This is a genomic window from Leyella stercorea, from assembly GCF_021531655.1.
Window position 1 is genome coordinate 80,602 of record NZ_JADYUF010000003.1, and the last position, 24,633, is coordinate 105,234.

Below are 24,633 nucleotides of genomic sequence, written 5' to 3' on the forward strand. Positions count from 1 at the left end.
ATTATGCAGACCAAGATAAAGAAAATATTGTTCACACTCTATGCACTCGTGATTGTGTGCATGGGGGCAGCCACCATCGTCGAGAAGTATCAGGGTACCGACTTTGTGGGGAGCCACATATACGGTGCATGGTGGTTTACGCTGCTATGGGCGCTGCTTGCCGCCACCGCCACATTATATTATATAAAGCATCGTACACGCTCGTGGACAGGCACGGCATTGCACCTTTCTTTCGTAATAATACTCGTCGGAGCCTTCATTACGCACATAAGCGCCGAGCGCGGAACGATACATCTGCGCCAAGGACTGCCCACCGACCGCTATAAAGTATACGACCGCGACATGAACGCCCACCCTGCCACGCTGCCGTTCAGCATACGTCTCGACCGCTTTGACGTGCAGTATCACGCCGGAACTGATGCTGCGCAAGACTACGTGTCGCACTTCACGCTGACCGACAACGGACAGACCACACAAGGCAAGGTTTCGATGAACAACATATTCAGCTACGGATCGATGCGAATATACCAGGCTTCGTACGACAGCGACGGTCTTGGCGCAACCCTATCTACCAATTCCGACCCCATAGGCATACCCGTCACTTACGCCGGATATGCCCTGCTGTTCGTCTCGCTCATCGGTATGCTCTTTGATCCGCGCGGTGCCTACCGCGGGTTGCTGCACAGTCAGTTGCTCAAGAAGGGTGCGCTGATTGTGACGCTGTTATTCACGTTGATGCCAGCCTCAACCCTATGGGCTGCCTCGACTACCGATAATGTCAAAGCCCACTATTTGCCAGCATCAACAGCCGAGAAGTTCGGACGCCTCAACATACTCTACAACAGCCGCATCTGTCCCGTACAGACCGTGGCTATCGACTTCACCAAGAAGCTATACGGAGCACGCTCGTACAAGGGACTCACCGCCGAGCAGGTGTTCACGGGATGGATATTCTGGGGCGAAGAGTGGATGGACGAACCCATACTGAAGATGAAGGACGGCGAGATGAAGCAGACACTCCAGCTGCCCGACTACGTTTCTGCCAACAACTTCTTCAACAACGACATGGGCGGGTACATCATAGGCCCGTACGTAAAGGAATACTACGAGGGCAACCACGACAAGTTTCACACGCAGGTGGCTTCGGTCGACGACAAGATACAGCTGCTTATGGACCTGCGCCGAGGTCTGCTGCTGAAGATATTCCCCGTCACCAAGGGCAAGAACACTACATGGTATGCGCCCACCGAAGACATGCCCAAAACCATAAATGCCGAACATCAGCGATTCATACAGACCATTTTCACCCTGCTATTCGATGAGGCGGAAGCCGGAAACTACAAGCAGATGGACGAGATGATAGGCAAGATACAGAAGTATCAAGTCAAAAATGCAGGCACATCGCTGCCTACTGCCAGACAGACCGAAGCCGAACGCACATACAACAGCATTCCGTTTGCCACAATACTCTTTATTGTATGCCTCACGATGGGTGTGCTCACCTTCTTCTACACGATAGTAAGGCTGTGCCGCGAGTGCCGACTGGAACAGAACCACGACACACGTGCCGGACGCAAGTCGCCCGTCGACACACTCGTAACGGCATTGTCAGCCATCGTTATGCTCGCATCGCTTGCCTCACTCACCTACTGCCAGTATCTGCGATGGACCATCAGCGGAACGTTGCCTATGTCTAACGGCTACGAGACGATGCTCTTCGTGGCATGGATAGTGCAGGTTGTGGCTCTCGTGTTCAGTCTGCGCTTCCGCATACTGCTCACATGCGGATTCCTGATGTCGGGATTCTTCCTGCTGGTGAGCCACATCAGCCAGATGGATCCGCAGATAACGCACATCATGCCTGTGCTCAACTCGCCCCTGCTGAGCATTCACGTGTCGATAATAATGATAGGCTTCGCCCTGCTTTCGCTCCCGCTGATAAACGGCATCACCGCCTTAATAGTGCGGATGGTCAACCGCAACGCCTCAACCGTAACGCTCGCACTGCAACAGCTGTCACTGCTGTTTCTATATCCTGCCATGGCTGCCCTCGGCATCGGCATATTCGTAGGTGCTATATGGGCCAATGTGTCGTGGGGCGAATACTGGGGATGGGACCCCAAGGAGGTCTGGGCACTCATCACATTCATGATTTATGCCGTGGCACTTCACCCCAAGACGCTGCCGGCATTGCGCCGCCCTATGGCGTTTCACGTATTCATGATTGTGGCTTTCCTCACTATCATAATGACATATTTCGGCGTCAACTACGTGCTGGGAGGCATGCACAGCTACGCTTAAATCAGCATCGTTTGCGATAGAAATAAGAACAGTTTTCGAGAAGGACTCCTTTTGGCTTGCAAAAGGGGTCCTTTTAGTATGCAAAAGGAGTCCTTTTGACCAGCAAAACGAGTCCTTTTGAAGTGCAAAACGAATCCTTTTCGAATCCATAAATTCAAAATTGAATAATTCACAATCGCAGGCGTAGCCGAGAACAATTCAAAATTCCGAATTCAAAATTCAAAATTCAAAAAAGAATCAAGTCATTATTTAAGCCCATAGCTTAGGTTTTGTCAGAAAAATAGCGTAAATTTGTACAACCTACTTAAATAACACATTTACCACTATGAACAGAAAGCAAATTGGCAAATCATTAGCCATGTTGGCATGCGCAGCCATGCTGAGTGTGAATGCGTCGGCTCAGAAGGACGTGAAGGCTCCCGCCCCAATCCTGCCGGTGCCCGAACAGAAGCAGATTGACTGGCAGAAGATGGAGACATACGCCTTTATACACTTCGGACTCAACACCTTCAACGACCGCGAATGGGGATACGGCGACTCCGACCCTAAGACTTTCAACCCCACACGACTCGACTGCGAGCAATGGGTGAAGACCCTTATTGCTGCCGGAATGAAGGGCGTGATATTGACAGCCAAGCATCACGACGGATTCTGTCTGTGGCCTTTCGAGGGCAACGACTACAACGTGAGCAAGTCGCCTTGGCGTGGCGGCAAGGGCAATGTGGTGCGCGAACTGGCTGACGCCTGCAAGAAGTACGGACTGAAGTTTGCCGTCTATCTCTCGCCGTGGGACCGCTCACGTGCCGAATATGCTACACCCGACTATCTGCCTTACTTCTACGCACAGCTGCGCGACCTCCTCACCAACTATGGCGAGGTGTTTGAGGTATGGTTTGACGGTGCCAACGGTGGCGACGGCTACTATGGCGGAGCCAAGGACCAGCGCACCATCGACCGAAAGAACTACTACAACTACCCGCACATATTCAAAATGCTCGACGAGATACAGCCTAATGCCGTAGTATTCGGCGACGGCGGTCCCGGATGCCGATGGGTTGGCAACGAGAAGGGATTTGCAGGCGAGACAAACTGGGCTTTCCTGCGCAAGGGCGAGGTTTATCCTGGCTACCCCAATTACCACGAACTGACCTACGGACATGCCGACGGCAACCAGTGGACAGCTGCCGAGTGCGACGTGTCGATACGTCCGGGATGGTTCTATCATCCCGAAGAGGACGACAAGGTGAAGTCGCCCGAGCAGCTTGTCGACCTATACTACCGCAGCGTAGGACACAACGCTACCTTCCTGCTCAACTTCCCCGTCGACCGCGACGGACTCATCCATCCTATCGACTCGGCCAACGCCATCACTTATCACAACATCATACAGCGCGAACTCAGCAACAACCTCGTGGCTGGCATGAAGGCTCGTGTCAGCAGCGAACGTGGCGGACAGTTCACAGCAAAGGCTCTTACCGACAACTCTTGGGACACTTACTGGGCAACCCCAGACGGTGTGACCACCGGCGACATTGAATTCCGATTCAAGAAGCCACAGCGCATGAACCGCATCATGCTGCAGGAGTACATCCCACTAGGACAGCGCGTGAAGAAGTTCAGCGTGGAATATCTCGACAACAATGGTCAGTGGCAGACAGTAGAGCAGCCTGAGGAGACCACAACCATAGGCTACAAGCGTCTGTTGCGCTTTGCCACCGTCGAGTCGAAGGGCATACGCGTGCGCATACTCGACTCACGCGGTCCGCTCTGCATCAACAACATCGGTGTGTACGACGGCGGAAAGGACGCCAAACTGACATGGAGCAAGGCTGCCGAAGACCTCAAGTCGCTGCCGTTCACTATCGTAAAGAAGGGCGCAGACGAGGTAGTTATCGACCTGGGCGAGGCTAAGGACATCACAACCCTGCAATATCTGCCCGACCAGAGCGAACACCGCAAGGGTCTGGTTCATACCTACAGCATCAGCACATGCGACGCTAACGGCAACGTACATAAGACTCTGAAGAAGGACGAGTTCTCAAACATACAGAACAACCCGATTCTGCAGACCGTGACTTTCCCAACCGTCAAGACACGCTACCTTAAGTTCAAGGCTGAGCGCATGGTCAAGGTTGGCGAGAAGATGAACTACGAGGCATTGGGAGTAAACTAAAAAGCAGAACTCCACAATACATAAAAAGAAGCTCATCCGAAATATGGAGTGATACGGATAGTTTTTAATGAAGTCCAAAATGTAGGAGGAGGGTGTGCAAAATTCACAGCAGTACGCCCCGAAGGGGGCAGAAGCCCATAGCCCAGGGCAACACCCTGGGTAAAAGTATCACAAATACCAATGCGCCCTGCAAGGGCAAAAGCGTTAATTATCAATGCTTTTGCCCTTGCAGGGCGTTTTGCTATTTTCAATCCGTACACCCAAGGCACTACCTTGGGCTATGTGCTTTTTGGGCTTTCAGCCCGCTTTGTTTGACTTTTGACATCCCTCCTAAGCAAGCAGCGGTGCTAAGAACAAATAAAAAGAATGTATCGTCTAACTGCTCAGGCTACGGCGAGGACGCCATAGCCTCCTACCTTTTTATTGCCAATTCATTTGAAACTTCAACTTCCAATATTGTCACATGAAATGTCGGAAGAATATAAAAAGAGGGCGTGCATTCTATGTTTCTACTGATGAAACATAGAATGCACGCCCTCTTTTTGTGTTTGATTATATCTCAGACCGATACGATTAGAACTTCACATCAAACTCGAGGTCGAACATATTGTAGTTAGGCTTGTTGAGACTGCGGTCGTTGACGCGAACATACTCGGCAGCAATCATGATGGATTTGCCTATCCAGTAGTTGGCACCAATCTCGTAGTTGGTCTTCGCCTTGTTCCACTCGGCAGTAGGACGATACATATCGTAGCGAGCCTTGGCATAGAGCTTCTTGCTGATTACCGGTGCAATCATGAGCGCATAGAAACCGTCGGCCTTGTCGCCGGCATCATAGTTGATGTTGCAGTCGGTCTCCTTGCCAGTCTTGTACGTTGTCTTGAAGCCGTAGCCCTGGCTGTGTATGTACTCCGAACGGAAAGTCCAGTCGTTGGCAGCATACTCGGCGCTGAACGCATAGCGGTTCTTCGACAATGAGCGCACGCCGCTCTCAACTACATTTTTGCCATCCTCGTCAAGCACCGGCTTATGGTTGGCATCGGTAACGTTCCATGTTCCCTTGCGGGCATACGAACCTGTCCATCCGAAAGCGCCAATACGCAATCCCTTAACGGGCATAACCCAAAGGCCGCCGATGATGTCCTTGCGCTGGTCGACATCCTTCTGACCGGTACCCTGACCATTGAACACGCCAATCTGATAATGCACGAGGTTGCGACCTGCCTGATTCTTGATGATATCGCCCTGAATCTGCACACCAATGTCACGTCCGTTGCTGGCATGCTCGCCCACACGGTCGTTGAATCCCGACAACTTGCTAACGTTTTGCGAATATCCCATAAATCCCTGTGTGATGGGGTGCATAGGATTTTCGAATGTGAACGGACGCTTGAACTGTCCTGCCTTCACCTTGAACGCTTCAAATTTCTGCCACTCGGCGAATGCGTCAACCATACGTGGCGACGATCCGAGGTCGCTTGTATTGCCATTGGCCTGGAGCTGGACTTTCCAGTAGAAGTCCTGCATCAGTCGGCCCTCAAGAGCCATACGCACCATACGGATGTTGAAGGTGTTGATGTCCTTGGTGCCATCATTGGCTTCCTTGTCGCTGTACTGATACTGCGACATTACATAGCCGCTGAACTTGATGTCGCTGACAACCGAAATCTTCGGCTTGCCCTGCTGAGCCAACGCGCCCGTTGTGGCAAGCGTAGCAAGAGCGAGAGATAAAAGCTTTTTCATTTTTAGTATTGATTTTTGTTTAATTTTGGGTTTTGAGTTTTTTATATTTGTTTTTGAGTTCTGAGTTTTGAATTATTTCTGCAAAGCCACAATATGAATTATCCAATTAAGAATTATATATATAACAACTCTCAATTCATAAATGGATAATTCAAAATCGGTGCAACCGATAATTCAAAATTCAAAACTCAAAATTCAAAATTGCATTGCTTAAGCCTTTTCTTCCAACAATACCACGTTCTCGACGTGCGGAGTATGCGGGAACATGTCAACAGGCTGCACCTCCTTGACGCTGTATGCCACGTCAAGAGCCTGCAAGTCGCGTGCCTGTGTAGCCGGATTGCAGCTGACATATACTATGCGCTTCGGGTGAGCACGCAGGATTGTCTCTATAACATCGGGATGCATGCCTGCACGAGGTGGATCGGTGATGATGACATCGGGACGGCCGTGCTCGGCGATGAACTCGTCGTTGAGAATGTCCTTCATGTCGCCTGCATAGAACTTGGTGTTGGCTATGTTGTTGACGTTAGAATTGACCTTGGCGTCCTCGATTGCCTCGGGCACATACTCGATACCTATCACCTCACGAGCCTGGCGAGCCACGAAGTTGGCAATAGTACCCGTACCTGTGTAGAGGTCGTAAACAAGCTCGTCGCCGGTGAGCTGTGCAAACTCACGCGCTACCGAATAGAGATGATAAGCCTGCTCGGTATTGGTCTGATAGAAACTCTTGGGGCCTACCTTGAAGCGCAGGTTCTCCATAGTCTCGTATATATGGTCGTTGCCTTTGAATACCGAGAGGTCGAGATCGCCGAATGTGTCGTTGCACTTCTGATTGTCGACGTACATGAGCGAGGTAATCTCGGGGAACATGTCGGCAATGTGCTGCAACAAACCTTTGGCTCGCTGCTCGTCACCTTCTTCATCATAGTGGAACTGAATGAGAACCATCCACTCGCCGGTATTGGAGTTGCGTATCATAATGTCGCGCAACAGACCGTGCTGCTGGCGCAAATCAAAGAATGTCATACCCGTTTCGAAGGCATAATCGCGTATGGCGTTGCGTATGCGGTTGTGCAAGTCGTCCATGAGCCAGCACTTCTCGATAGGCAGAATCTTGTCGAATGCGCCCGTGATGTGGAATCCTATGCCGTTCATGTTGTCAAACTGAGTGCCCTCGGCTATCTGTTCGCGTGTGAGCCAACGCTTGTTGCAGCATCCGAACTCAAGCTTGTTGCGATACTCCTTGATATGTACCGAACCCATAATCGGGCGGAACTCGGGCAAAGGTATCTTACCGATGCGACGCAGCTGGTCGTGTACCTGCTGCTGCTTGGCCTTGAGCTGCTCGGCATAGGGAAGGTTCTGCCACTTGCAGCCGCCACAAATGCCGAAGTGCTGGCACATAGGCTCTTCGCGCACTTCGCTCTTCTTGATGAATCTTATCACTTCTGCCTCGCAGTAGCTGTGCTTCTTCTTGCGCACCTGCAGGTCGACAACGTCGCCCGGAACGGCAAACGGCACGAACACTACCATATCGTTGACGTGAGCCAACGACTTGCCCTCTGCTGCCACAGCCTCAATAGTTACGTTCTCGAGTATCGGAAGCGGTTTCTTTTTTCTTGACATATATGTTTCTTTTCTATTTTTTCAAAATGCAAAATTAGCCATTTTTATTGATATAAAGGGGTCCATTCATACAAAAAACGACAAAAAACGGGCTGCATGTCCTCATACTCGCCGCATCTGACGGCATAGTGATGAAGGCATGCAGCCCGTAGTGTAAAAAAAACAAAGTGACTTCTACTTTAAGTAGAGTGATTCTTACTTTATAATGCCCAGCTCTGTAAATACGCGCTTGAGTATCTGAACGCCACGCTCAACCTGCTCTTCGGTGTGTGTAGCCATAAGTGCAAAGCGCACCAATGTGTCCTGAGGAGCACATGCAGGCGGTATAACCGGATTGATGAACACGCCATACTCGAAAGCCTTTGCAGTAGCAAGGAATGTCTTGTCAACGTCGTGTACGTAGAGCGGAATGATAGGACTCTCGGTTTCACCGATCTCAAATCCCTCCTCCTTGAAGCGGCGCAGAGCATAACGTGTTACGTTCCACAGCTTCTCGATACGCTCAGGTTCATTCTGGATGATGTGCAGCGCCTCAAGAGCGGCGGCAGTAGCAGCCGGCGTGTTTGATGCGCTGAAGATATATGTACGGCATGTGTGACGCAGATAATTGATTGTATCCTTGTCGCCGGCGATAAATCCGCCGATGCTTGCCATTGACTTTGAGAATGTACCCATGATAAGGTCTACCTCGTCGGTTAGTCCGAAATAGTCGCAAACACCACGTCCCTGCTTGCCGAATACGCCAAGGCCGTGTGCCTCGTCAACCATAATCGAGCAGTTGTACTTGTGCTTCAGCTCGACAATCTTAGGCAGATTGGCGAGGTCGCCCTCCATAGAGAACACACCGTCAACAACGATCAGCTTGATAGCCTCATGAGGAAGGTTCTTCAATACGCGCTCAAGATCCTCCATATCGTTGTGCTTGTAGTGCAGCTGTGTAGCGAACGACAGACGGCGTCCGTCGACGATGCTCGCATGGTCGCGGTCGTCGCAGATGATATAGTCGCCACGTCCTACAACAACTGCCAATACGCCAGAGTTAACGAAGAAACCTGTAGAGAAACACAATGTCTCGTCCTTGCCTACATATGTGGCGAGTTCCTTCTCAAGCTGCACGTGCAAGTCGAGTGTACCGTTAAGGAAGCGACTGCCGGCACATCCCGAACCATACTTGTCGAGAGCGGCCTTGGCAGCATCGATGATGCGCTGGTCGCCTGTAAGTCCGGTGTATGCATTTGAACCGAACATAAGAACCTTATGTCCGCCCATCTCTACTTCTGTACCCTGCTTGCTCGTTATCTCACGGAAATAAGGATACACGCCTTCTGCCATGTATTTCTGCGGAAGACGATAGCTCTTGTACTTTTCCTGTAATTGTCCCATCTTAATATTAAAAAAAGGTATCGTATACCTCCATTTGTTTATTTCAGGCTGCAAAGTTACAAAAAAGAACCCAAATAAGGACGTTTTTCTTGAGAAATGTGTTATTTTTGGATTTTTAATTGTAGAAATCTATACAAGAAATCAAAAATTATTATTTTTGTAACTATAATTATATATTTCAACAACACGTATGAAGAAAAAAGCCGTTTTCGTTATAAACCTTATATCCGGCACATCCGACAAGGCTGCCATACCAGGGCTTATCGACATGTATCTCGATAAGGAGAAGTTCGAGTACGAGATTGCCATAACCCAATATGCAGGACACGCCTCGGAGATTGCAGCTAAGGCGAAGGATGACGGCGTGGACGTTGTAGTAGCTGTTGGAGGCGACGGAACCGTCAACGAAGTAGCTCGTGCCATAGTGCATTCAGATACGGCGCTGGGCATAATACCCTGCGGATCGGGCAACGGACTGGCACGCCACCTGCTATTGCCACTCAATGTGCGCAAAGCCATTGATGTCATAAACAGATGCGAAGTGCGCCAACTCGACTACGGTATCATCAACGACTACCCTTTCTTCTGCACATGCGGCATGGGATTTGACGCTTTTGTGAGCATGAAGTTTGCCGAAGCGGGCAAGCGCGGACCCATCACTTATGTGGAGAATGTGCTGCGCGAGGGACTGAAATACAAACCCGAGACATACACCATCGAGGACGAGAGCGGCACGCTACAGTACAAGGCGTTCCTCATATCGTGCGCCAATGCGTCGCAATATGGCAACAATGCATATATAGCTCCGCAGGCTTCGATGAGCGACGGACTGATGGACGTGATAATAATGGAGCCGTTCGACGTGTTCGAAGCTCCGCAGATAAGCATCGAGATGTTCAGCAAGACGCTCGACAAGAACTCCAAGATAAAGACGTTCCGTACACGCCATCTGCACATACACCGCGACAAGCCGGGCGTGATACACTACGACGGCGACCCCGTAATGACTGGTGCCGACATCGACATCGAACTTAAGCCGAAGGGAATAAACATTATCGTCAACACTATGGCCGACCGCAGCGAACGACAACCCAACGCCTTGCAGAATGCGGCAGCCGAACTCTTTAACGAGATAAACGAAATACGCGAAGGCATAGCACAAAGCCGACGCAAATTCCAGCAATGGAGCAAGGCTATACAGAAAAGGCTAAACATCTGAAATACGTGTACATACCGACTGAACGATGAGCAGTAGAGGATTCACATTCAAGCAATTTGACATTAAGCACGACAAGTGTGCCATGAAGGTAGGCACCGACGGCGTGCTTCTTGGTGCATGGGCTGAAGGCGGACAACGTATACTCGACATCGGAACGGGCACCGGACTGATTGCTATAATGATGGCACAACGATACGGCGAAGCCTCTGTCACAGGCGTAGACATCGACCACGACGCTGCCATTCAGGCACGCGACAACGCAAGCCGCACTCCTTTTGCCAGCCGTATCAGCATAGTCGAATCGCCAGTACAGAACCTCTCTGCCGACACACACGGACTATTTGACGCCATAGTGTGCAATCCGCCGTTCTTCACCGACTCGCTCAAGAATCCCGACCAGCAACGTGCCGTGGCACGACATGCCGACACCCTGCCCTATCGACAGCTGTTCGAGACGGTGGCACGACTGCTTGCAGCCAACGGCGAATTCAGCGCCGTGATACCAGCCGACTGCCTCAGCCAATTCTGCACCGAAGCTTACATGGCAAACCTTACACCTTCACGACGCTGCGCCATACGCACCACACAGCGCAAACAGCCTAAACGCTATCTCATAGCATTCCGCCACGCATCGTGTACGCACGAGTTCATGTCTGAGGAGCAATGTCTTCAGGATGCCTTCGGCAACCGTTCGGGATGGTATGAGCAACTAACAGCCGACTTCTACATAAAATAATCTATACAACAAGACCATTGACTATGAGACGTCTTATTACCTTATTTATATATATAGTGTGCAGTTTGACGGCACACGCACAAAACATATACTTCAACCACCTGACTCCCGCCAACGGACTGTCGCAAATATCCGTCAACAGCGTGTTTGCCGACAAGGGCGGAACAATATGGATGGCTACGCGTATGGGTCTGGACTACTACAACGGCAACTCCATACACGTATACAGCTACGACGCCAAAAATCCGCATTCTTTATTCTGCAACAACGTGCGCCAGGTTGTAGGCGACGGCAAGCACACCATATATCTGTCATGCTCGGAAGGCGTAGCTTGCCTCGACGTGTACACACGACGCTTCACTACGCTGCATCGGAGCGGCAACATGTCGATATGCTACAGCGACGCCTTGTACATGTCGGACAAGAACATTATATACCGCACCACCGACAAGGGCAAGACCAAGAAGCTGTTCGCACGACTGCCGAATCACGAAACGGTGTCTACGATGACTCTTGACAGTCGCAAAAGATTGTGGATAGGCACTACAAGCGGAGGATTGTATCTCCTGCAGGGTGGCAAACTAAAGCATATCATCAACGACGCCCACATTACTACCATATACGAGGACTCACGCCATAATATATGGGTGGGCAGCTGGTATAACGGATTGTGGACCATTGCACCCAACGGCAACATCACCAACGTGAAGGCTGGCTCATGGCTCGTGAGCAACTTTGTCAGAACGTTCTGCGAAGACCGTCTGGGCAACATGTGGATAGGCACTTATCACGGACTGGTGCGCTACAACCCCACTAACGGACAGCATCGTCTGTTTACTGCCGACGGCCAGGTGGGCAGCCTCACCAACTCAAGTATATGGAGCATTATATGCGACCAGCAGGGCACTCTGTGGATAGGCACCTACTTCGGTGGCGTCAACTATGTCAATCCTGAATACGAGATATTCACACGCTATCGTGCCTCTACCAGACAGAAGGGCGCACTCAGCTTCCCCGTTGTGGGATGTATGGCTGAAGACGCAAGCGGACGGTTGTGGATAAGCACCGAAGGTGGCGGACTGAACTTATACGACCGCAAGACTAAGGAGTTCAGCCGATACAGCAGTATACCTGCTGCCAATATCAAGGCTCTGTACTTCGACCGCCAACGCAACACAATGTGGGTAGGCTCTCATCTCGACGGACTCTATCGTGTAGACCTGGCAACGGGCAACGTACGCAACTATCGCCACAATCGCAACGACCGTACATCGCTGCCTGACGACATCGTGCGCGACATCACAGAATATAAGGGACGCATATATATAGCCACACAGAACGGTGTGGCATACATCAATCCCGACGACAAGGGCACGCCTCGCTTCACCCGACTCATACAAGGCGAGCACATGCTGGCTGTGCCGAGCCTGTGCATCGACCGACACAATCGTCTGTGGATAGCCACCGACGGCAACGGCGTTTATCGCTACGACCTGAGCACGGGCAAATACAAACACTTTGTCCACCATTCGGGCGACACCACTACTATCAGCAACAACTACGTATGCCATATCACCAACGACCGACTGGGACGTGTCTGGCTGTCGACAGCAAGTGGCAACATCAATATGTATGACGAGAAGAACAAGTACTTCACGACATACGGTACTGCCGACGGACTAAAGGGCGACGGCGTATATGCCGCCACACCTTCGTCGCTCGACAAATACAGCATGCTGCTCATTACCAACCACGGTTTCGCTGTACTCAACACCCGAACACGCGAGATACGCAACTACGACTGTGCTGTGGGCATTCCGCTTGAGTCAATCAACGAGAAGGGACTGTACGTGACGCACGACGGCAAGGTACTCATTGGCGGCATCGACGGAATGGTGATGTTCGACGAGCGCGACCTTTACAAGACTGCCGCGCCGTTCCGCTTGGGCTTCAGCCAGCTGTACGTCAACGGCAAGGAGATACAGCCCGACGACGGGTCGAACATCCTTGACTACGACCTGCGATACACCAAGGAACTCACGCTCGACCACGACCAGACCGTGTTCAGCGTGGAATATTTCACCACCAACTTCATTAAGGCTAACGACCGACCCGTTGAGTTCCGACTCAAAGGACTGTCTAACCAATGGATTCCTGCACGCCAGAAGATTCTGTCGTTCAGCGGTCTGCCATCGGGAACATACACTCTCGAACTGCGTTGCCCGGGCAGCGACATAGCCACAGCAAGTCTCAAGATACGCATACTGCCGCCTTGGTATCTCTCATGGTGGGCTTATATTATATATATAATGTGTATAGGCGCTGCCGTATGGTGGCTCTCGCTCGAATACCGCGACCGCATACGCCTGGCTGAATCGCTCAAGTTTGAAAAGCAACGTGTACGCGACATCGAGGAACAGAACCAGTCGAAGCTGCGCTTCTTCTTCAACGTGTCGCACGAGATACGCACTCCGCTCACGGTAATCATAAGTCTCGCCGACTCGCTCATCAAGGAGATATCGTGCACAGGCGACACGCGCAACAAGCTGACAGGCATCTACCGCAACTGCAACCAGCTGCGCAGCCTCATATCCGAACTGCTCGACTTCCGCAAACAGGAGCAGGGACACACACATATCCACGCACGCCATGCCGACATGTCGGCTCTGCTGCGCAATACGGCGACGCTCTTCACCGAGTATACATTGGGCAAGGACATCACCCTACAGATTGATGTGCCCGACCAACTGCCTATGTGGTTCGACCCGAAGCAGATGCAAAAGGTGGTGAGCAATCTCGTATCCAACGCCATCAAGCATACTCCGCAGGGCGGAATGGTGACTATTGCGGCACATGCCGACGACTCTCAGGCTGTAATAACGGTCAGCGACACCGGTTCGGGCATTGCCAAGGAGGATCTGCCGCATCTGTTCAGCCGATTCTATCAGGCTCGCAACATCGAGACTGTTGCCGACATCGGCACCGGCATCGGTCTGAACCTGACCAAAGGCATTGTCGACATGCACCACGGAACGATTGAGGTGACATCAGAACAGGGACAGGGCACCAAGTTCAGCGTGACGCTGCCTACCAAGCGCGACGCTTTCGCTGCCGAGGAAACCACCGACGAACCATTGCCTAACGACAATACCAAGGAACTTCTGGCAGCTAACGACAGCGCCACAACGAGTCACACCTCGGTGGAAAACGACACAAGCAATACTCCTGAAGGTCACGACGAGCGCCCGATAATACTCATTGTCGAGGACAACGACGACATCCGACAGCTGCTCTCTACGCTCTTCGCCCCACTCTACCGCACACGCACGGCTGTAGACGGAGCCGAAGCTCTGGAGATGATAGGCGACGAAATGCCCGACATCATCCTCAGCGACGTGATGATGCCTAACATCGACGGACTGGAATTGTGCAAGACCATAAAGCACGACTTCACTACCTGTCACATCCCGGTGGTTCTGCTCACGGCACGCACAGCCGTCGAGAAGAAGTTAGAAGGACTGAAAACGGGTGCCGACGACTACATTACAAAGCCGTTCAACAACGATGTTCTCGTGTCGCGATGCAACAACCTCATCAATATGCGACGCCTGCTGCAACGTAAGTTCAGCCAGCATCCACATCACGAGGCCGACATGCTCGCCACCAATCCTATGGATAAGGACCTGCTCGACCGCGCTATGCTCATCATCGACCGCTACTATTCCGACTCAGAATTCAGCGTTGACACATTTGCAAGAGAAATAGGAATGTCGCGCACAGCATTCTTCAACAAGTGGAAGAACCTTACGGGCGAAACCCCAAAGAGCTTCATCCTCAACCTGCGACTGCGTAAAGCCGCCGATATGTTGCGCGAACGTCACGACCTGAGCATTGCTGAAGTGAGCTACGCCAACGGCTTCTCTTCGCCACGCTACTTCTGCAAGTGCTTCAAGGATACGTACAAGATACAGCCCTCGGCTTATCGTAATGCCGACAACCAACAGCCGGCACAGTAGGCAAAGGGGAATACATTTTACAGCATTCTATGTTTCTACGCAAGAAAAACTTAAAATTTTACTTGCGTAGAAACATATAATGCACATCCTCATACAAAACCAGCAAAAGCATACGGTATTTTATAAAATTATCCGTAGAATATTACCACATTTCCAAAATTAATTGTATTTTTGCAGCAGTGATAACATATAATAAAATGTGAAATGGACAATATAATGCATAAAGTGTCAGCACTTGGAGGCACAATCTCTACGACTGATATACCTGATACGTCAGAGTATAAGCGGCTGCTGAGAGCCAAAGAACGTGGCGACCTGATAAAGTTGCGTCACGGCATATATGCAGTCCCTGATGCCTTGCTTAATACAATGATTGATGTGGAGCGGATTGTGCCAAATGGTATCATATGCCTATACAATGCCTGGTCTTACCATCAGCTTTCGACAACAGTTCCACCTGCCTTTTGCATTGCCATTGCCAATAAACGGAAAGTGGTAATACCCGATACCCTTCCGATAGAACTGTATTATTGGAAAAAGGAGAACCTGGAGTTTGGCATTATGGATGCTGATATTTCCGGAAACCATGTTCGCATTACCGATATGGAGCGAAGTGTTTGTGATGCTGTGAAATACAGAAACAAATTGGGTTTGGATATATGTGCGGAAGTGATACGCTCTTATCTGAGAAAGCCTAATCGTAATCTCACTCGTTTGCAAGATTTTGCAAAACGCCTCAGAGTGTTCAACACACTGAAAAATTACCTTGAAATAGCAATAGAATAAAATGGGAAAGAAAAACTACGGCAAGTCTATAAAAACACGCTTGCTCAATCTAATGAATGAGACTGGCTATAAATATATGTATCTCTTGGCAAGATACTTCAACGAAAGATTGCTTTACAGAGTATCTGTCAGCCAATATAAGGACAATTTCTTGTTGAAAGGAGGCTCTTTGCTTTATGCCATAAATGGACTTGAGTCACGCCCTACGGTAGATGTTGATTTTATGGCTGACAGAATCGGTCATGACAGGGATTATCTTGCGCATGTGTTCCATGAAATTTTAGACATTGTATGCGACGAGGATGGAGTGACGTTTGACGTTGACAGCATCAAGTTAGAACCAATCACAGTCGAAAAGAAATATCCTGGCACCAGATTCTACTTTACTGCCCACATGGATACCATTGCTTACAACATGTCTGTTGACATTGGTTTTGGTGATATTGTTACTCCATATCCCACAACCATTGACTTTCCATTGCTATTGCCCGACATTCCATCTGTAAACATACAGGCATATTCATTGGAGACAGTTGTCGCAGAGAAATTTCATACAATGATAGACCGTGATGTACTCAATAGTCGCATGAAAGATTTCTTCGACTGTTATCAACTCCTGATAAATAGGGACTTGGATAACGAAACGTTATATGATGCTATCAAGGCTACTTTCGATAATCGAGGTCTAAAATACAATCCAGAATTGCAGTTGTTTACAGAAAGTTTTGCAACAGATGCAGCACGGATAATTCGTTGGAAAGCATTTTTGAAAAAGATTCAATGGAAAGAGACTCTTAATTTCGAAACAGTGATGGAAGTACTAAGAGAAAGGTTGCAGCCTATGGCTGAAAAATATTGGGAAAAGTAGTTTACTACTTTATAATTCTTTCGTCTAAAAAAAAATAATGCGACACAAGAAATATTCCTAAAAGAAGAATGCCGTTGAACGTATGAATAAAGAATATGAAACATACGGTATGGGAGATTACACCCGTTCTTACAGAGGTCCTCAGGATGACGTTTGGCCAATCCCACAAAATGAGATTGATACAGACCTCAACTTGAAACAGCACAAAGAATGGGGAGGTGAATAGTCCATCAAGTCTTTTCACCATAAAAGAAAACGATTACATATATAAAAATATGTAGGATGACAAAATTAAAGAGGGACACAATCTAAAGTGCCCCTCTTTTTTTACTTATTTATGAATACGTTATCATAGCCCAATGAAAACGTTATCATTGGCAGATGAATACGTTATCGTTGGCAGATGAATACGTATTCGTATTTGGAGACAGATACAAGCGTCTCAGGACATAAGTTTATTCATATAAAAATGCCGCCTACAAGCAAACCTATTCCGTTTGCCCGCAGACGGCATTAATAATATCCTTGCGATTATATTATTCTACATATTATTCTGCAACTTCCGTGTCATCCCACATGTCAAAGCTGGCTGTGCTGGGAGTTGAAGAAGTTGACTGGAATGGGTCGGGTTTAGACGAAGGATTAGATATGGTACCTCCATCAGAGCCAGCCATTATTGACATCGATTCCAACTGAATTACATTTACTTCGGGGGTTATATATGATTTCTTCATTTTCTTGTGATTTTAAATTATTGTTTTACTTCTTTTACGCCTGTACGTGTGATATGATATATGGCTCCAGTGCCGAGAGTTGCTTTTTTCCCTTTTGAAATATCGAAATTATATTTGGTGCCATCAGCAAGTGTTGCTACCAACTTTACATTTTCTACTTGCTGTGGATACAGAGCAACGTATACCACAGATTTACCATTTGTTATGGTTGCTTTTTCTATCGTTACGCCTTTTGTATCATCAATATAATTTGTTCCACCGCTATTATCCGTACCATCTGTTTTATTATTAATTGCATTAATACGCGAAAGTGAAGAAATTTTGGTACCATTAAGCAATAATGAAGCTGTACTATTAAGAGTAGCATCACCAAAATCAAGAGTAAGTTTCAAATAAGTTGTTTTATACAAAAATATGAACTGCATATCACCTTTGGTAGTATAAGTGGTCTTAGCCCAAAACAAAGTATGAGCCATAGCATCCTCGAAAGTTCCCTCCTGCTTTGAATAATCTACTTCCAAATGCTTTCCGCCATTATATTTCTTAATCTTTGCATTTGAAACATACGCATACATAGGTGTTCCTTCCTCAGTAACGGCAGTTGGAATTTTACCAGTTAAAGTTGCAGTTTTACCATCGGCAGAAAGTTTTGACACCTTAAAATCGCCACAATTCTGATAATCGTTACCACCATACACTACTACTTTGTCGTTTGTAGCGTCCCATTTAGCAGTAACATTGTCCATTGTACTACCCTCGCCTACTGTGTTGTCAAAAATAGTACGGCTACCTGCTGCATCTTCTGATTCAGCATTAAGAGCCAAGAAAGTAAGAGTCTGACCACTTACCCCCCGTCCGACAAATTCTCGTCTGTTGAGCATGCTGCAAACAAAGCGATTGCGAGCGGTGCTACAAGCAGTGAATTTAGTTTGTTAGATAATTTCATAATAGATAATAAATTTATAAAGTTGATTTAAGTTGTTATATTTTCCGTTTGCAAAATTACTAAATGAAATCAAAAATGTTAATTAATAAAGAAACAAATCATTCCGTTTTTGTACGTATAGTGTATGATTGCGTACAAAAAAGCATGAGTAGCCGTTACGTATTCGCTACGATATCGTTGTACGTCGGTAGACGTTCCGTTAATAATCCGTTGATACTTTGATATCTATTCGATGGATCTTCGATTCGCGAACGAAGAACAATCGAAGGGTGAACGGAGGATGAACGAAGGATGAACGAAGGATGAACGGAGGACGAACGAGAACCGATCGAAGACCGAACGAAGACCGAACGAAGACCGAACGAAGACCGAACGAGAACCTATCGAAGACCAATCGAAGACCGAACGAGAAGTATTATAATAATACTTGACCATTTATTATAATATACTTTGCCATTTAATAAGTATGTGGTCATATTTATTTTAATATATGAGCTACTTTCTATAGGAGGAAATTCACCCCAAAATCAAAAGGACTCCTTTTGCCTTCCAATAGTTGTCCTTTTGCCTTTTAAAAGGACTCCTTTTGCTCACCAAAAGGACTCGTTTTGCAACCCAAAAGGACTCCTTTTCAAAACGACATCGAAACATAGCAATCTGTAGTAGAACTGTTACTTATAATAATACTTTCGTATTTGATTTGGCACGATATTGGTTTTTATTCTTTTTTCGATTTTAGTTAAAATCTATGCTATATTCTTTGCTTCTTGTCAAGACATTTTGTATATTTGCAAAACGATAAAGCCAATGAAAAGCGATATCTAATGCAGCGACGTGAGAAGATACATTTTCTGATGCAGAAATAACTAAAACCTAAAAGAAAACCGAAAAAGCAAAAGAAAAAAAGTTTAATTTTGTTCAACGAACATACAAAAACGTACTAAAAACAAAGAAAAAGCACTTTTTGTACCCAAAAAGAACTTATATGTATTATACTAAACCCACACGCGACATTACTATATTAAATTTGCAGACGAGAACCCGAACAAACAACAATTAATATAATCTTTAAACCTTCAAGAAATGAAAATTAGAGTAAAAATCCAAACAATCAAGACTCTGGTATTCTTGCTTATGATGATTTTCGCTACATCGCTCACTGCTATGGCGCAGGAAAAGGTGTCGGGAATTGTCAAGGACGATACCGGCGAAACTATGCCGGGAGTTAGCATCAAGGTGAAGGGCAACAACAATGTTGGAGCCGTTACCGACATCGACGGTGCATTCACCATCAACGTGAAGCGCGGCACCGTGCTGCAGTTCTCTTTCCTCGGATACAACACCAAGGAAGAAAAGGCTACACCGGGTAAGATAATGCAGATCGTACTGGAAGAAGACAAGAAGACTCTTGGTGAAATCGTAGTTGTGGGCTATCAGCCGGTTCGCCAGCGCGACCTTACGGGTTCGGTTGCCAAGGCTGACGTAAGCCAGCTCACCAACACTCCGGTGTCATCAATCGACCAGACTCTTGGTGGACGCATTGCCGGTGTCAACGTATCTTCAGGCGAAGGTATGCCGGGTGGACAGATGAACATCACCATCCGTGGTAACAACTCACTGACACAGGCCAACACCCCTCTCTATGTTATCGACGGTTTCCCAGTTGAGAATGCTTCGGTAGCAGCCAGCATCAACCCTAACGATATCAAGTCGCTCAACATTCTTAAGGATGCTTCGGCATCGGCTATCTACGGTGCACGTGGTGCCAACGGTGTTGTCATCATCACTACAAAGAGCGGTCAGACCGGTAAGGCTAAGATTACTTACGACGGCAGCTATGGCTGGCAGACAGTAACTAAGAAGATGGAGATGATGGACGCTTACGAATTCGTTAAGCTCCAGAACGAAATTAATCCTACAACAGCCAATAACATCAATCCGTACATCAGAGAATATGATGGCAAGGAGTGGACACTCGAGGATTATCGCAATATCGCTCAGTACAACTGGCAGGACATGATTTTCCACTCAGCTCCTATCCAGAGCCACAACGTTAGCGTAACTGGTGGTAGCCAGGACATCCGCTACAACGCTTCTTTGTCTTACTTCGACCAGGACGGTGTTGTTATCAACTCTAACTACAACCGCGTTCAGGGTCGTATGGGCACAAACATAAAGAAGAACAAGCTGCGCATCAACCTCAATGTCAACTACTCTCGTACAAACCAGGAGGGTGCTTCGCCTTCGCAGAACGCCAGCTCGGGTATGAACAACTTGTTCTATAACGTATGGGGCTATCGTCCGGTAACACAGCCTGGTACTCCGCTGTCAACCCTTCTTAACAATGGTGTCGACGATATGGTAAACACAACTAACGACTACCGTTTCAACCCATACATGGACCTCCAGAACGCTTATAACCATACTCTGAACACATACGTTCAGTTCAACGGCTTCTTGGAGTATGACATTATGAAGGGTCTGAAGCTGAAGATTTCGGGCGGTTATACCGACACTGGTTACAACAACGACAACTTCAACAACTCTAAGACCCGTTACGGTGGTCCGATTTCAAATGACAAGGTGAACGCTCGCGTTACACGCTCTTCGCGCTCTACATGGCTCAACGAGAACACCCTGACATATCAGACCAACATCAAGAAGAAGCACTTCTTCAACACATTGCTCGGTTTCTCATTGCAGAACTCTGACTACGACTACTATTCGTACAAGACCATCAACATCCCTAACGAAAATCTCGGTATGTCGGGTATGGACCAGGGTACTCCTACCGGCGCTTCTTCACTGAAGAGCTCATGGTCGATGATGTCTTACTTCGGACGCTTCAACTACAACTACAAGTCGTGCTACTACGCTACATTCACAATGCGTGCCGACGGTTCGTCTAAGTTCAGCAAGGGCAATCGCTTCGGCTACTTCCCTTCAGGTTCATTGGCTTGGAACGTGGCTGAGGAAGGCTTCATGAAGCCATATAATAAATATGTGAACAATGCAAAGATTCGTTTGTCATGGGGTCTTACCGGTAACAACCGTGTAGGCGAGTACGACTCATACGGACTCTATAAGGTAGTAAAGCAGTGGAACGGTCAGGTTTACCTCGGCGCTACTCCGAGCGGTGTATTCCCTGAGGGCAGCAATGTGAACAACGTAGGTACTGTACCTTCTACTCTGCGCAACCACGACCTTAAGTGGGAGACAACCGAACAGTGGAACCTCGGTTTCGACCTCGGATTCCTCAACGACCGCATCGGCATTACTCTCGACCTCTATAGCAAGACCACACGCGACCTTCTGCTTAACGCCAACATGCCGCTTTCTTCAGGCTACGTAAGCTCAATGAAGAACATCGGTAAGGTACGCAACCAGGGTATCGAGTTCACCCTCAACACCGTCAACATTAAGAACAAGAAGTTCACTTGGGAGACCAACTTCAACATCGCATTCAACAAGAATAAGGTGTTGGCACTGACCGAGGGACAGACCACTCTGACTACAGCTGCTTCGTTCGACCAGAACTTCAACACACAGCAGAGCTATATAGCCAAAGTTGGCCAGTCAATGGGTTCAATGTACGGATTCATCTACGAGGGCACATACAAGTATGACGACTTCGACAAGTCGGGCGATACATACACATTGAAGCCTACTGTAGCTCACTACACCAGCGAAAACAACACTCAGCCGGGTATGCCTAAATACCGCGACCTCAATGACGACGGTATCATCGACGACAACGACCGCACCATCATCGGCAATGGTCTGCCAGTACACACAGGTGGTTTCACCAACAACTTCACATACGGTGACTTCGACCTCAGCGTATTCTTCCAGTGGTCGTACGGCAACGACGTGCTCAATGCCAACCGTCTCTTCTTCGAGTCAGGATGGAACAAGGCTCGCGAACTCAACCAGTTTGCTTCGTATGCTGACCGTTGGACTGAGGACAATCCGTACAGCGACATTCCCCGTGCTACAGCATCAAGCTCAAACCGCGTATTCTCAAGCCGCGTTATCGAGGATGGCTCATTCCTGCGTCTGAAGACCCTCACATTGGGCTATACAGTACCGAAGAAGTTGCTCACACGCTTCCGCATCGACAACCTGCGCGTTTACTTTGCAGCACAGAACCTCTGGACTCTCACCAACTATAGCGGTTACGACCCTGAGGTATCAATCCGCAACAGCGCCCTTACTCCGGGACTCGACTTCTCGGCTTATCCACGCGCTCGTCAGTTCAGCTTCGGTGTAAGCCTCGGTTTCTAAGAAGTTAAAATGCATTACTATTAAACACATATTATATATATGAAATCTATAAAGACAACAATCATATTGCTCGCAGCGCTGCTCTCAATGGGCAGCTGCGACTTCCTTGACAAGGAACCGACAAGCGCTACGTCGGACACCTATCTCAAGACAGAAACCGAAGCTTCTTCGTTTCTAAAAGGCATCTACGCCATCCTCACCCAGCAGTCGTACTACGGTGGCAACTACTTCTACCTCGTAGGCGGTGATGACCTGGAACACTATGGTGGCGCTAACCGTGCTCCATTGAACGGTGGTCTTATCTGCAACAACGCTACATCGAGCGACTCATACGTAGCTTCGTTCTGGTATACACTCTATGCTGGTGTGAACCGCGCCAACATCCTGCTCAGCCAGATTGAAGACATCAAGGACATGAAGCCTGCCAACCTCAAGCGCTATACAGCAGAGGCTCGCTTCCTTCGTGCTTTCTACTACTTCAATCTCGTAGAGTGCTGGGGCGACGTTCCTTTCTATACAGAGCCTGTGCTTGACGTGAAGAATCTGCAGCGTGCAGTGACACCGAGAGCCGAGATATACGACTTCATCTGCAAAGAAATGGAAGAGAGCGCAGAAGACCTTCCTACAGCATCATCACTCAATTATGAGCCAGGACGAGTATCAAAGTCAGCAGCATGGGGCATTCTGGCACGTGTATATATGTTCCGTGCAGGTGAGTTCCACCGTATGAAGGTGGCTGAGAACAAGGCTGAGACCAAGAAGTACTTCACAGAGGCTGGCAAGTTTGCCAAGATGGTAATGACACAGGGACACAAGCTTGCTCCTAAATACTGGGACTACTTCATCGACCAGTGTGCCGACCGCTACAACACTACAGCCCCCGAGAGCATCTGGGAAGCAGAGTTTGCAGGCAATGGCAAGGGTACTATGACAACAGAGGGTCGTGTAGGCAACATTATCGGCATTCAGGGTCCAGATCTCTCAGAAAATAGTGCGTTTGTAGGCAAGAAAGACCCAGGTTATGGATATGCTTTCTTCTGGAGCACTCCGAAACTCTATGAGCTCTATACTTCAAATAATGATATCAACCGTATGAACTGGTCGATTGCTCCGTTCAAGTACACACAATCTTTAGGAAAAGGTGGTGCTGTTGACGGCCGCGAGTTTGAAGTTGGTAAACTTGCTGAGGTTAAGGGTCAGTATTGGGATGAGTCATTCCAGTATGGCGAGACTGAACCGGGTGCTACTATCGGTGACCGTGAGAAAGACCCGAAGAAAGCTTCTAAGTTCTACGACCGTTGCTGTGGCAAGTGGCGTCGCGAGTATGAGGCCGACAAGAAGAACAGAAACCTCACTGCTATCAACTTCCCGATTCTTCGCTACTCTGACGTTCTGCTTATGATTGCCGAGTGTGAGAACGAAATTAACGCTGCTCCAACTGATTTGGCTTACGATTGCATCAACGAGGTACGTGAACGTGCAGGCATTAGTAAGCTTTCACAAAATATGAACACTGAAGACTTCCGTCAGGCAATTAAGGACGAGCGTGCTATGGAGCTTTGCTTCGAAATGACACGTCGCTTCGACCTTATCCGTTGGGGTGAGTATGTACAGAACATGAACGCTCTTGTACAGCGTGCACAGTCGGGAGAGAACTGGAACCTCGGTCCTAACAACGTACACACATACTTCAACATATCTGAAGCTTACAACTACTTCCCCATCCCTGCCTTGGAGCTGTCAGTAAACAAGCTCATCAAGGACAACAATCCAGGATGGTAAAGTATTAGTTACTTGAAATTCAAACCAGTA

The 24,633-nt window shown here is 48.3% G+C and carries 15 protein-coding genes; 10 read left to right on the top strand and 5 right to left on the bottom strand.

The window, feature by feature from the left end:
• Window positions 1-3 precede the first annotated feature (3 nt).
• The 3 genes from ccsA (at window position 4) to I6E49_RS14390 (ending at window position 4,789) form a co-directional block, all read left to right on the top strand.
• On the top strand, window positions 4-2,301 hold the full coding sequence (gene ccsA / locus I6E49_RS01680; protein WP_235400100.1) for a cytochrome c biogenesis protein CcsA: 2,298 nt from the start codon (window positions 4-6) through the stop codon (window positions 2,299-2,301).
• Between the two features lie 358 nt (window positions 2,302-2,659).
• Window positions 2,660-4,474, top strand: coding sequence for an alpha-L-fucosidase (locus I6E49_RS01685; protein WP_235400118.1), 1,815 nt, complete (start codon window positions 2,660-2,662; stop codon window positions 4,472-4,474).
• A gap of 180 nt (window positions 4,475-4,654) precedes the next feature.
• Window positions 4,655-4,789, top strand: a complete 135-nt coding sequence (locus I6E49_RS14390) for a hypothetical protein (protein ID WP_262911495.1) — start codon at window positions 4,655-4,657, stop codon at window positions 4,787-4,789.
• Between the two features lie 258 nt (window positions 4,790-5,047).
• On the opposite strand, the gene I6E49_RS01690 is transcribed toward I6E49_RS14390, so the two are convergent.
• From I6E49_RS01690 to spt, 3 genes are all read right to left on the bottom strand, one after another.
• On the bottom strand, window positions 5,048-6,217 hold the full coding sequence (locus I6E49_RS01690) for a porin (RefSeq protein ID WP_235400101.1): 1,170 nt from the start codon (window positions 6,215-6,217) through the stop codon (window positions 5,048-5,050).
• 210 nt (window positions 6,218-6,427) lie between these two features.
• Window positions 6,428-7,849, bottom strand: a complete 1,422-nt coding sequence (gene rlmD, locus I6E49_RS01695; protein WP_235400102.1) for a 23S rRNA (uracil(1939)-C(5))-methyltransferase RlmD — start codon at window positions 7,847-7,849, stop codon at window positions 6,428-6,430.
• 195 nt (window positions 7,850-8,044) lie between these two features.
• A complete protein-coding gene (spt, locus tag I6E49_RS01700) occupies window positions 8,045-9,232 on the bottom strand; it encodes a serine palmitoyltransferase (RefSeq protein ID WP_235400103.1) in 1,188 nt (395 codons plus the stop codon).
• A 190-nt stretch (window positions 9,233-9,422) separates the two neighbouring features.
• On the opposite strand from spt, the gene I6E49_RS01705 reads away from it, so the two are divergent.
• The 5 genes from I6E49_RS01705 to I6E49_RS01725 all read left to right on the top strand — a co-directional run bounded on the left by I6E49_RS01705 (window position 9,423) and on the right by I6E49_RS01725 (window position 16,857).
• On the top strand, window positions 9,423-10,451 hold the full coding sequence (locus I6E49_RS01705; RefSeq protein WP_235400104.1) for a diacylglycerol/lipid kinase family protein: 1,029 nt from the start codon (window positions 9,423-9,425) through the stop codon (window positions 10,449-10,451).
• A gap of 25 nt (window positions 10,452-10,476) precedes the next feature.
• Window positions 10,477-11,187: a tRNA1(Val) (adenine(37)-N6)-methyltransferase gene (locus I6E49_RS01710; protein WP_235400105.1), complete on the top strand. Its 711-nt coding sequence runs from the start codon at window positions 10,477-10,479 to the stop codon at window positions 11,185-11,187.
• A gap of 23 nt (window positions 11,188-11,210) precedes the next feature.
• Window positions 11,211-15,203, top strand: coding sequence for a hybrid sensor histidine kinase/response regulator transcription factor (locus I6E49_RS01715; protein WP_235400106.1), 3,993 nt, complete (start codon window positions 11,211-11,213; stop codon window positions 15,201-15,203).
• Between the two features lie 204 nt (window positions 15,204-15,407).
• Window positions 15,408-15,989: a type IV toxin-antitoxin system AbiEi family antitoxin domain-containing protein gene (locus tag I6E49_RS01720; protein WP_235400107.1), complete on the top strand. Its 582-nt coding sequence runs from the start codon at window positions 15,408-15,410 to the stop codon at window positions 15,987-15,989.
• A gap of 1 nt (window position 15,990) precedes the next feature.
• Window positions 15,991-16,857 carry a nucleotidyl transferase AbiEii/AbiGii toxin family protein gene (locus tag I6E49_RS01725; protein ID WP_235400108.1) on the top strand — a complete coding sequence of 289 codons (867 nt, stop codon included), beginning with the start codon at window positions 15,991-15,993 and terminating at the stop codon, window positions 16,855-16,857.
• Window positions 16,858-17,405: 548 nt separating this feature from the next.
• Here the strand turns inward: I6E49_RS01725 and I6E49_RS01730 are convergent.
• Window positions 17,406-17,591 carry a hypothetical protein gene (locus tag I6E49_RS01730; RefSeq protein ID WP_235400109.1) on the bottom strand — a complete coding sequence of 62 codons (186 nt, stop codon included), beginning with the start codon at window positions 17,589-17,591 and terminating at the stop codon, window positions 17,406-17,408.
• A gap of 17 nt (window positions 17,592-17,608) precedes the next feature.
• The gene (locus I6E49_RS01735) at window positions 17,609-18,472 is read right to left on the bottom strand and encodes a hypothetical protein (protein WP_235400110.1); all 864 of its coding nucleotides are present in this window, start codon (window positions 18,470-18,472) and stop codon (window positions 17,609-17,611) included.
• 1,148 nt (window positions 18,473-19,620) lie between these two features.
• Between I6E49_RS01735 and I6E49_RS01740 the strand changes: the two genes are divergently transcribed.
• On the top strand, window positions 19,621-22,821 hold the full coding sequence (locus tag I6E49_RS01740) for a SusC/RagA family TonB-linked outer membrane protein (protein WP_235400111.1): 3,201 nt from the start codon (window positions 19,621-19,623) through the stop codon (window positions 22,819-22,821).
• Window positions 22,822-22,860: 39 nt separating this feature from the next.
• A complete protein-coding gene (locus tag I6E49_RS01745) occupies window positions 22,861-24,603 on the top strand; it encodes a RagB/SusD family nutrient uptake outer membrane protein (RefSeq protein ID WP_235400112.1) in 1,743 nt (580 codons plus the stop codon).
• Window positions 24,604-24,633 lie beyond the last annotated feature (30 nt).